We start from the raw sequence: 10,782 nt of genomic DNA on the forward strand, positions 1-10,782 counted from the left end.
GAAACTCCGAGGGTAGCAGATTTTGCTGAATTTTCGTTCCTCCATTAGCAAGGTTAGCTACGCTTTACCTTGCTGATTCCGCTACGGTAAACGCCACCGCCCAAAGATGGGCTGAATCGTTTATCCTGGCATGCAAGGCGCGTTTGGGAAGGCGTACCGGGGGTCGGCCTGCGCAAACGGAACGAAGCAGGGGGCGAAAAGGCAGTGAAGGATGCCCGTGAGTGGGTTTTCAGACACGCCCTAGACAAGAATAGCACACCTGCGGTGTGCTACGGGAACTATCAACGTGTCATAAATGTTTCCAAATAGTCGATCCGCTCCGCAAACAGCCGTATTTGCAGCCGTTCTTCCTCCGTCAGCTGTTGAATCGGTTTTCTCGGCAGTCCGACCTCTATTCCTTGCAGCTTCAAAATTTCCCTTTCGAACGCGATGAAATCGTAGTTTACCAATTCGGCGATGACGCGGTTCGCTTTCGCTTGCAGCACGCGGGCTTCGTCCAGCTTCCCCTCCTGGAATTTCCGGTAAAGCTCGACGAATAATTCCGGCATAATATTGTACGTACTCCCGATCGCGCCGCAGCAGCCGACGGCGAGCCCCGCCAGCAAGCATTCGTCCGGCCCGTTGAACACGCGAAAGTCCGGTCCGCATGCTTCCAGCAGCTGCTGAAGCTCGAACGTGTCTTTGGACGTAAACTTGACTCCTACAATGTTGTTCTCCTTCGAAAGCTCCTCGTAGAAACGCACTGTCGATTGCACGCCCGTCATTGCCGGAAAATGATAGATGATGAGCGGAATGTCCGCTGCGTTCGCGATGTCGAGATAATGACCGCGAACTTGCTCTTGACCATGCTTATAATAAAAAGGCGCTACAGACGATACCGCGTCTGCACCAGCGCGCGCGGCATGCTTCGTCAGCTTTATGCAGGTGGCCGTATCCATCGCTCCGACGTGGGCAATAACGGGTACGCTTCCTTGTACCTCGTCCGCAACGATCTCGAGAAACCGTTCGCGTTCGCTTGCGGACTGCAGAAAGCCTTCCCCGGTACTGCCGCTTAAGTAAAAGCCGTCTACCTGTTTTTGCAGCAGATGACGGACGAGCTTACGGGTCGCCGGTTCGCTGATCTCCCCCATGTCGTCGTAAGGCGTAATCAATGCGGGAATAATCCCTTTGAATTTGTCCAATGCCCATGCCATATTTCCGCCACTCCTGTCGCGATCCCGCCTGAAGAAGACGGGGTGATTTTGTCTATAGATGTTCAGTCCGGGAGCTCCGATTTTACCACTCGCCGGAATTACCGTACTTCCGCTTAACTTGAATGCCGAATTGACCGGCCGCATGATCGATTGCCTGAAGAAGCTCCAATGCCGGCTTGCCCGATGATCCTCTGGCTGCAGGTATAAGCGTTTCGCATTCATTGTCGTCCATGAACCGCGCGGCCTCCAGCAAACGCATCTCGTCTTCCTTCGGAATCGTTATAAAACCGTGTTTGTCCGCATGAATAAGCTGACCCGGCTTAACGGCGCAGCCGAATACTTCAACCTCGCAATTCCAGCGGACCGGCGCGCTGTATGCGTGACCGACGCATAATCTGCGGGCCAAAGCCTTGAAGCCGGCATTGGTCATTTCCTCGACATCGCGGATCCCGCCGTCCGTGATTGTGCCGATGCAGCCCAGTGCACGATGAATATTGCTATTCACCTCTCCCCAAAATGCGCCGATCACTCTAGGGGCATCCAAATCCTGTACAACGACGATTTTGGGCCCGGGTATGCCGGCAACATATTCGCGATATTCATTCCACGCATTCGGATTAGTTTTCGGGTGGGAGGAGTTGCTCGGTTCGATTTGCACGGTTACGGCATAACCGATCATCGCCCCCATCTGCGGCATATAATCCCGCGTCTCCTCCATATTGAATCCTTGCGTAATGTCATGCTTCGTTATCGCTTCCCATCCATTGTAAATAGTCGGCGTATTCCATCTTTTCAACTTAAGCAGCTCGCTGTGAGCCAGGCGCTGTTCGCTCATTGCCGATACCCGCTCCCTTCTTTTGCATATCTATATAATCAGCACAAAAGATTCAGAAGGCACGTTCCCCTGCACAAGAACATACATGGCCTGCTTCAAACATCTTGTTTTGCGTTTCCTCTATTGGATAGGCCTTCGGATTGTCGAAACGCAAAGCCAAAACTCGCCTGCCATGGTTGTTTCTTGCTCCGTTTCACTACGCCTTTCCATGTTATTTGTGCCGAATATATAGATCATAGCCGCGTTTTTCTTCGGATACGTTCCAGATTTTCTCGATTCCTCTCATTTTTTTCGATATACTGAAATAACCCCTTCGTTAAGAAGGCTTAGCGAGGAACCCCGGAACGTATAAAAGATTATGGGGGTACGATCATGCCATCCGTCATCCCTTCCGTGCTCACGGATTACCCGAACAAAGACCGTTTTCCTTTCTATCTCGTCAAAAAAGTGAATAACAAGGTGCCGCCTCATCGGCACGACTTCCTGGAGCTCGGTCTAGTCGTCGAAGGACGCGGAAGCGAAATGGTTAACGGGACGCTGCACGCTTTGGAGCCGGGAACGATAACCTTTCTGCTCCCTTATCAGATTCATGAGCTTCAGGCGGCAAAAGATTCGCAGCTTCTGCTGTACGTTTGCAATTTCGATATGGGGCTGCTGCTGAATGCGCCGTATCGTGAATTCGGGCAGTGCTTGCTGCGTGAGGACGAGGGTGAAACGGCGCCTTTTGTCCAGCTTCATCCCGAACAATTCCGCGAAATGCTTGGTTTATTCGACCGGATGCAGACGGAATACAATCGGAATGAACGGTGGAAGCCGCTTGTTTTGACATCCATGCTGTTCGAGATACTCGCTTTGTTCGACCGCATACGCTGCCGCCAAAATCAATCCGCTGCTGCCGGCCGGAGCCCGAACGACTCCGCGATTTGGGAAATCATCCACTACATTCACCAGCATTACCGGGAACCGTTGACGCTTGCCGAGCTTGCGAAGCTGTTTCACTTCAGCGTGCCGAATTTAAGCATGCTGCTGAAGCGCCATCTCGGGACCAGCTTCATCGAATTCATTCATGAGCTGCGAATACGCCAAGCATGCAGCCTGCTCCAATCCAGTCACATGGCGATTACCGATATTGCGCTGGAAGTCGGCTTCCGTTCGTTCGCAAGCTTCTCCCGCGTGTTCAACCATCAGAAAGGCGTCTCCCCCTCCGTATACCGGAAAAAATGGAGCGAGAGGCCGCAAGCCGACCTGTAACGGCAGGATTCTTATCCGCATGCGATCGACCGGCCTGACGTCCCCGCCATCATGCGGCGAAACACCGTGCGCCTGGAGCTGCGCGGCATACCGGAGCAGCGCGATCCTTACCCTTTCACGCTGCCGGCGGTCAAGCCCTCCACGAGAAATTTCTGAATGATCGAAAACAATACGATGATCGGCAGCACAATAATGACGCCGCTCGCCAAAATCCCGCCCCAATTCGTTTGGCCCATGCTGTCCATGACCTCGGCGATGCCGACCTGGACCGTCTTGGCGTCCAGCGAATTGGTGAAGATGAGCGAGTACTGATAATCGTTCCATCCCAGAATAAAGCTGTACAAGCAAACCGCCACCAGTCCCGGCATCGCAAGCGGCACGATGATGCGGCTTAACGTCTGGAATTTCGTCGCGCCGTCGATCAGAGCCGCCTCTTCGAGATCGATCGGGATGACCTTGAAAAATCCGCTCATGATCCATACCCCGACCGGTATCGTCATCGTGCCGTATATAAGCACCAGCAGCGTCTTCGTATTTAACAGCGCGAGAGCCGATGCGACCTTGTACCAAGGAATCATAATGATCGGCCCTTGAATCATTTGCGCCAATACAAGCAGCGCGAGAATCAGGCCGATGCCGGGCACCCGGTATCTGGCCAAGCCATATCCGCTGATACAGGCGATTATTCCGGTAAGCAGGGCGGTGACGGAGCAGGCAATCGCGGAGTTGGCCAGCAGCTTGCCCAGCTGCATCCCGCTTTTGCCCAGCGCCCATGCGTAATGTTCAAATGTAAGAGGGTCGATGATCCATGTCGGCGTCGCCGCGAAGATGGCTTCCTTCTCCTTAAACGTCGTATCCAGCAGCCACATAAAAGGGAGCAGCGTAAACGCCATCAATACGAATAGACTTGCGTATTTCCAAGTTCTCGCCCAGTTGGTTTCTTTCATGGTTCACCTCATGTGTTATCTTTGCCGAACAAGCCGGCGTACGCGGCGATAATCGCCAGCACGAACAGCATCGACAGCGTGCCGACGGCGGCTCCCTTGCCGAGATCCAAATAAACGAATGCTTGCGTGTACAGATATGTAGGCAAAATGCTGGTCGCATAACCGGGGCCGCCGTTCGTAAGCGCCCAAATCATCTCGAATTTGGTCCAGGAGCCGATGATCGACACCATGCCGGTGACATACATAATCGGCTTCAGAAGCGGCAGCGTAACGAAGCGGAACCGCTGCCAGGCCGTAGCCCCATCGATATGGGCCGCTTCCTTCATCTCGCCCGATATGCCCTGCAAGCCGGAAAGCATCATGAGCGTAATGTACGGGAAGCCTTTCCACGTCGAAGTGAGAAGAAGCGCCGGCCATACCCAGAAGGCGTCGCCTAACCAAACGATGTTGTCCTGAAGCACATGCAGCAGCTTCAAATATTCGTTCATCAGTCCGTATTGCCCGTCATAAATCCACTTCCATACGATGCCGACGATGACGACCGGCGAAACCCAGGGAACCATAAGGAGCCCGCGCCACAATCCCCTCAGCCGCAGCTTCCGGTTCAGAAGCACCGCGGCCGGTACGGCGAGCAAGAACTGAAGGATCATGGAGCCGAATACCCATAGTATGCTGTTGCGGAAAATACTCCAGAAATGATCGTCCGCCGTCAGCAAATCCTTGTAGTTGCCGAGTCCCGCGAATGTCATCCCCTTGCCGTGCAGCAGCGAGTAATCGAAAAAGCTGAGCCGGATCGTTTCAAACAGCGGATAAAATTGAAAAATAACGATGTATAACACAACTGGCGACAGCAGCAAATAGCCGAAAGTCATCTGTTTGCGCTGCGTCCGGGTAAAGGTTGCGCTTTTCACTTGCCGTCCTCCCGTCCGAACCGGCGAACGCCGGGAGCGAGCCGGCTCCAGCTTGTGCAAGCGCAGCTCTTTTCCCTATGGCAATCGCGCGTCGATCGATTTATTTGCTTTTATACTTGTCCTTCACTTTGTCGATGCCGTCCTTGATCGCCTGATAGGCTTCCTCGGTTGACATTTTATCCAGCAGGTATTTGGCCATCTGCTCCTGGAAGATCGTTTCCATCTCGGGTTGTCCCACGATCGTAGCCATTTGAACGCCGTTCTTGGCTAAAATGCCGTTCATATCCTGCAAAATACGCTTGTGGCCGTCGATCGATTTAGGGAATACCGCTTCCGCTTTTTTGACGATATCGTCCAAGCTGGCGTTTTTGACGGCCGTTACGTTGATCGTGGCGGCCTGCGTCGTGTTGAATTCCGGCGACGACCATTCTTCGATCAGCCTCCATACGACTTCTTTATTTTTGCTGCCCTTGAACATGCCGACCCCTACGCTGGATACGGGAGCTTGCGCTTTGTCGCCGGAAGGCCCCTTCGGATAAGCGATCGCCCGGGTCACCTTAAGAATCTCAGGATTGATGCTGTACGCATTAGCGGAAAAATACGTCCCAGCCGGCGTCATGCCCACTTCTTCGTTACTGAACGCCCGGAACGCCTCTGGGGCTCCCCAGGTCGTATGCGCTTTCGGCTGGTACGGCTCGAGCTTCTTGAAATGCTCCAGCGTTTCCAGGTACTTCTTCTTCGCCGCTTCGCTCGTATCGTTAAGCAGCAGCCCGTTGCTGTAGCCGGCCGTGAACGGACCGCGGAAGGCAAAGCGGGCGACGCCGAGCGGATAGCCGTAGCCGTATTTGCCGTCCTTCGTCATAAGCTGGGCGGCCTTCTCCACGTCAGCCCACGTTTGAAGCTCCTCCAGCTTCATCCCGGCGTTGTTCAGCATTTTTTCGTTGACCATCAGGGTGAAGGAATTGGCCAGACTCGGGATGGAGTAAATGCTGTCGCCGACCATCGAATATTCCAGCGTCCCCGGAAGGAAGTCTTCTTTCTTCAAAGCGGTTCCCTTCCTGCCGATGTAAGGAGAGAGATCCTCCAAGCCGTTCATCTGCACCAAATTCGTTACGTCCTGCGTCATCGTCATATCCGGAAAATCGTTCGAGGCAAGCATGACGGACAGCTTCTTCTCCATGTCCTGCCACGACAAGTACATGTATTCGATGTTGACGCCCGGATATTTCTCTTTCATCTTCGATTTGAACTGCTCGGCCAGCACTTTCTCGGCCTCGGACGTCCCCGGGAAAATAAAGCGGATATCCGCCTTCACCGTCTTCCAGTCCACGGTGCCCAGCGTCGGTTCCGCCGTCTTTTTCTCTCCCGAGCCGCCGCAGCCCGCCAGCAGCACGCTTAGCGACAAAGCCGCAGCCATCGCGGAAACCCCATATTTTCTGAACCGCTGCATCGTTACCCCTCCTTGCGATTTTGGAACAAATTCATCGTAACGGATAAGCGAACGGCGCAACAAGGAGACAATATCAAGATTTGGCGGACTAAATTTAGAGGATGCCGCGATCCCCTTCCGCCTGTTCCAGCTACGTTTTATAATAAAAGCCAGCCGGAAAATCCCTGTTCACAAGGAGAACTTATGCTTTCTTTCACAAAGCTGCAAACCAAGATGCTTGTCTCCTTTCTGACTCTTGTCCTGATACCCGTCATCGCGATCGGCACCTTCTCTTATTTGATTGCGACGCGGTTTCTGGAGAAGCAGACGACGCAAAATCAAGCGCAAACCGTGCGGCTGACAGCCGGCAATATTAAAGGCATGCTCGACGATGCGACCGACCTGTCCTCTTATATCGTGCAGAATGAAACGATCCAAACGCTGCTCAGCCAGCCTTCTCCTTCCGGGGGCGCCGACCCGCAAAAGACGATTTATAATGTTTTGAACAATTTGAAGCAGGCCAAAACGTATATTTCCTTCCTCATCATGTATGGGGAGAACGATTTGCTGTTCCGCGACTTTTCGCAATACTACCGGCAGGTCGTGCCTTACGGGGAGTTCAAGGAATCCCCGCTTTACGTCGCCACGGCTGCGCGCAGCGGCGAGCCGCACTGGGATTATTCGGGGGCTCCGCTGTTTATTTTCGGCCAAAATTACGACGACATCATTCTGAACAGGCAGATCGTCAGCATGTACGATACGGACAAAAAACTCGGCATGTTCTTCCTCGGCGTAAAGCGGGATGCGATGAAAAGCCTCATACAGGACGTGCAGATCAACCAGACGACGAATTTGCTGTTGTTCGACGACAATTACCATCTGATCGCCAGCAAATTCGACGATATCGCCGTGAGCAACCGGCTGAAGGACAATGTCGGTGAAATTAAACGGCTGCAGCGGACGGACGAAACGTTCGAGTACGCGATCGGCAAAAAAACGTATTTAGCCGCCAGCAGCTTCATCGAGCCGTACGGTTGGACCGTCGTCAGCCTGACGCCGATGGAAGACATCCGCAGACAGCACGGCATCATGCTTGGTATGACCGTCGCGTTGTCGCTATCGCTTATTCTTATAGCGGTTGCGCTTTCCGTCGTGCTCTCGCGGGGGATCACGTCCCCGATCAAGCGGCTGCTCAAGTCGATGAACAGCTTCAAGCTCGGACAGCCGCACCCCGAGCTGGCCGTCCGATCGCGGGACGAAATCGGGCATCTGACGCAAAAGTACAACGAAATGGTGCATGATTTGAACGACCTGATCGAGAAGGTGTACATCAGCCAGACGAATCAGCGCATGATCGAGCTGCGGACGCTGCAGGCGCAAATCGAGCCGCATTTTTTGTACAACACGCTCGATTACATTTTTTTCAACGCCAAAATCAACGGGGACGACCGAACCGCGCAAGTGGTTCATTCCCTCAGCGAGTTGTTTCGGCTCTCGCTCAACAAGGGCGAGGACTTCTACAAGCTGGAGAACGAGATCAAGCAGATCCAGGCATATGTCAACATCCAGCATGCGCGGTTTCCGAACCGGTTCGTTCCCCTATTCGATATCGACCCTGCGATCGGCGGTTACTACACGATGAAGCTGCTGCTCCAGCCTGTCGTCGAAAATGCGATTTTACACGCTTTCGAGCCTTCGGCATACCGGCAAGGGCTCTTGTCGATCAGAGGCCATATTGCGGACGATGCGATCGTATGGACCGTGCAGGATAACGGCTGCGGCATGAGCGCGGAGCAGGTGGAGCTGCTGCTGCACATTCCTGCGCGCAGCAAGGGAGGATACGGGCTGCGCAATGTGAACGAGCGGCTGCAGATGATGTTCGGTCCCGCTTTCGCCCTGCAAATCGCCAGCAGCCCCGGCGCCGGGACGATCGTGACCGTACGCATCCCGATCATCGAAGACGAAGAGCAATGGAGGCGCCTCTATGAAAATCATGGCCATCGATGACGAAATTATCGTGACAACAGGGCTCCGCGTTTTGCTTCCATGGGAGGAATACGGCTTCGAATGGCTGCCGCCGGCGGAGAACGGCGCCCAGGCGCTGGAACAGATGAAGCTGGCCCGGCCGGACGTCATTCTCGTCGATTGCCGAATGCCCGTAATGGGAGGCCTCGAGCTGCTGACGGAAATCCATAAGAGGCAATGGCCGATCAAATCGGTCATTTTGAGCGGGCATGATGAATTCGACTATGCCCGGCAGGCGCTTCAGTTGGGCGCCTCCGATTATTTGCTGAAGCCCCCGGATACGGACAAGCTGCGCACCGTGATGATGAAGCTGAAGGCGGAGTGGGAGCAGGAAAACCGGCATAATCGGCAGCAGAAGGAAAATTTGCCGGTGCTTCGCGAACGGTTCGTCAGAAGCTTGCTTGAGGGCGCCAAGGTCAGCGAGCCGCTGTTCGCGGAAAAAACGTCCTCCCTCGGCGTACCGCTTAGTCTTCAGCCGTTCCGGGTCATTTTGCTGCAGATCGGGCAGGATCCGGAAGCGCCGCGCCTTTATCCATACGATGGCGAACAGCTGATGAAATTCGCGATCGAAAATATTATCGACGAAACGTTAAGGCATTGGGAGCAAAAGTGTATGATCTGGGATCAGCCGGACCGCGTTGCCGTCATCGCGCAAATCCCGGGTTCGATCGATGCCTTGCGCGGAGATTTGCTGCAAACGGCGGCCAACATCAGGCAAACCTTGCGGTACATCGTCACCGCCGGGGTGGGGGCGGCCTGCGAACGGCTGGCGAAGGACGGCAAAGCGGCCTACGACCAAGCGAAAACGGCGCTGGAGTACCAGTATTACACCGGACCCGGCGAGGTTATTTTTATCGAGGAGATTGATTGGGAAACGTCGGCCAAGACGGCGCAGGGCCAATCGGCCGGACGGGCTCCGGACGAGCTTTACGCTTCGGCTGCGCACGAACGGCTGTGCATGGCGCTGAAGATCGGGAACGACTTGGAGCTGGAAGCGTGGCTGCAGTCGTTTTTCGCCGGCTTTCACGAACGCGAGATGCCCGTCCAGTTGACCAAGACGGAAAGCCTGCAAGCCATGATGTCGGCCGCCAATGTCATCGCGGAGCTGCATCCGAAGCTTCAGCCGGGCCAGCTGCTCACCTCCGCGCACATCCAGTCGGTTTTTACGGCCGCAACTCTCGAGACTTTGCACGGCATATGCGGCTCCTTTCTCCGCGAGCTGCTGAAGCTCACCGTGGACATGCGCAAATCGGGCAAGCATCACGTTATCGAGGCGGCGAAGGCGATACTGGATACCCGGTATGACAGCAACCTCTCCTTGGAAAGCGTCGCCAGAGAGGTTTACGTGTCGCCGGTGTACCTCAGCTTTCTGTTCAAACAGGTGGAGGGCGTGAACGTCACCGACTACGTCACGCATGTCCGCATCGAGAAAGCGAAGCAGCTGCTGCTCGCCACCAATCTCAAAACCTATGAGATCGCCAGCCGGATCGGTTATCAGGACGAAAAATATTTTAGCCGGCTTTTCAAGAAAAAAGTCGGTCTCACCCCCTCCGTGTTTCGCCAGCAGGGGTAGTAGGTCAGCCGGACACCGCCTTGTCATGGAACCAGTAAATTCTCAACCGCTATTTCTGCCGGATCAGTTTCATACCTGGATTAACACCGCTAAGGGACGGTTCCCAAAGGCCTCTCATTACACGGTCGTGTAACTGGAAAAACTACATCTATTTCCCTGTAATCACGGCTTTTGATGCAAATAGATGGAAAATATGCAGGTAATCTTATTCGATTCGGCCATTATTGAAGAAAACTAAAAAGTTAACTGTAGTTTTTCCATGTAAATGCTATTTTTTCAGCTTTTAAGCTAAATTAACTGTAGTTTTTCCATTAAGACCAAGGCATCCGCATGAACGGGGTTGTCCTGAAAGTCATTCTCTTATTTTCATGCTCTGCTTAAAGAGCTAATGAGTCAAGGATAGACGGCTTCGCCGTCCTGAACGCTTTCGAAGAAAGCGATTTCGTTAGCATAAGCTCGGACGCGCGCGTTTACCGTTGAAATATAAGCACTTGGTAGGTGAAACATATAAATTCTTATATTTGAACAAATAAGCTTCCAACGCCACTTTCGCAGGAGGCCACTGACAAACTAATGATTTTTCAGTGAGTTCCAGTAGCGGGTACAAAAAATGCGACA

Annotated in this window: 8 protein-coding genes; 3 read left to right on the forward strand and 5 right to left on the reverse strand. The window is 53.7% G+C overall.

Translation table 11 applies throughout. From position 1 onward, the window contains the following. Window positions 1–281 precede the first annotated feature (281 nt). Window positions 282–1,193: an N-acetylneuraminate lyase gene (locus DQG23_RS29450; protein ID WP_158560754.1), complete on the reverse strand. Its 912-nt coding sequence runs from the start codon at window positions 1,191–1,193 to the stop codon at window positions 282–284. Between the two features lie 82 nt (window positions 1,194–1,275). Then, on the reverse strand, window positions 1,276–2,028 hold the full coding sequence (locus DQG23_RS29455; protein WP_113034626.1) for an RraA family protein: 753 nt from the start codon (window positions 2,026–2,028) through the stop codon (window positions 1,276–1,278). A gap of 372 nt (window positions 2,029–2,400) precedes the next feature. Between DQG23_RS29455 and DQG23_RS29460 the strand changes: the two genes are divergently transcribed. Beyond that, entirely contained in the window at window positions 2,401–3,279 is an 879-nt protein-coding gene (locus DQG23_RS29460) for an AraC family transcriptional regulator (RefSeq protein ID WP_113034627.1), read from the forward strand. A 107-nt stretch (window positions 3,280–3,386) separates the two neighbouring features. On the opposite strand, the gene DQG23_RS29465 is transcribed toward DQG23_RS29460, so the two are convergent. The 3 genes from DQG23_RS29465 to DQG23_RS29475 all read right to left on the reverse strand — a co-directional run bounded on the left by DQG23_RS29465 (window position 3,387) and on the right by DQG23_RS29475 (window position 6,587). Next, a complete protein-coding gene (locus DQG23_RS29465; RefSeq protein ID WP_113034628.1) occupies window positions 3,387–4,226 on the reverse strand; it encodes a carbohydrate ABC transporter permease in 840 nt (279 codons plus the stop codon). Between the two features lie 8 nt (window positions 4,227–4,234). Then, the gene (locus tag DQG23_RS29470) at window positions 4,235–5,137 is read right to left on the reverse strand and encodes a carbohydrate ABC transporter permease (protein WP_113034629.1); all 903 of its coding nucleotides are present in this window, start codon (window positions 5,135–5,137) and stop codon (window positions 4,235–4,237) included. A gap of 100 nt (window positions 5,138–5,237) precedes the next feature. Further along, window positions 5,238–6,587: an ABC transporter substrate-binding protein gene (locus DQG23_RS29475; protein ID WP_113034630.1), complete on the reverse strand. Its 1,350-nt coding sequence runs from the start codon at window positions 6,585–6,587 to the stop codon at window positions 5,238–5,240. A 183-nt stretch (window positions 6,588–6,770) separates the two neighbouring features. Here DQG23_RS29475 and DQG23_RS29480 point away from each other — a divergent pair, with 183 nt between their 5' ends. Both DQG23_RS29480 and DQG23_RS29485 read left to right on the forward strand, forming a co-directional pair. Then, a complete protein-coding gene (locus tag DQG23_RS29480; RefSeq protein WP_113034631.1) occupies window positions 6,771–8,573 on the forward strand; it encodes a sensor histidine kinase in 1,803 nt (600 codons plus the stop codon). Further along, entirely contained in the window at window positions 8,551–10,164 is a 1,614-nt protein-coding gene (locus DQG23_RS29485; RefSeq protein WP_113034632.1) for a response regulator transcription factor, read from the forward strand. Before DQG23_RS29480 ends, DQG23_RS29485 begins: the two co-directional genes overlap by 23 nt. Window positions 10,165–10,782 lie beyond the last annotated feature (618 nt).

Source organism: Paenibacillus contaminans, from assembly GCF_003285015.1.
Classification (GTDB): domain Bacteria; phylum Bacillota; class Bacilli; order Paenibacillales; family NBRC-103111; genus Paenibacillus_V; species Paenibacillus_V contaminans.

Excerpts from the sequence above, each read along its gene's own strand:
- DQG23_RS29450 (WP_158560754.1), bottom strand. The coding sequence starts at position 1,193 with ATGGCATGGGCATTGGACAAATTCAAAGGGATTATTCCCGCATTGATT.
- DQG23_RS29455 (WP_113034626.1), bottom strand. The coding sequence starts at position 2,028 with ATGAGCGAACAGCGCCTGGCTCACAGCGAGCTGCTTAAGTTGAAAAGA.
- DQG23_RS29460 (WP_113034627.1), top strand. The coding sequence starts at position 2,401 with ATGCCATCCGTCATCCCTTCCGTGCTCACGGATTACCCGAACAAAGAC.
- DQG23_RS29465 (WP_113034628.1), bottom strand. The coding sequence starts at position 4,226 with ATGAAAGAAACCAACTGGGCGAGAACTTGGAAATACGCAAGTCTATTC.
- DQG23_RS29475 (WP_113034630.1), bottom strand. The coding sequence starts at position 6,587 with ATGCAGCGGTTCAGAAAATATGGGGTTTCCGCGATGGCTGCGGCTTTG.
- DQG23_RS29480 (WP_113034631.1), top strand. The coding sequence starts at position 6,771 with ATGCTTTCTTTCACAAAGCTGCAAACCAAGATGCTTGTCTCCTTTCTG.
- DQG23_RS29485 (WP_113034632.1), top strand. The coding sequence starts at position 8,551 with ATGAAAATCATGGCCATCGATGACGAAATTATCGTGACAACAGGGCTC.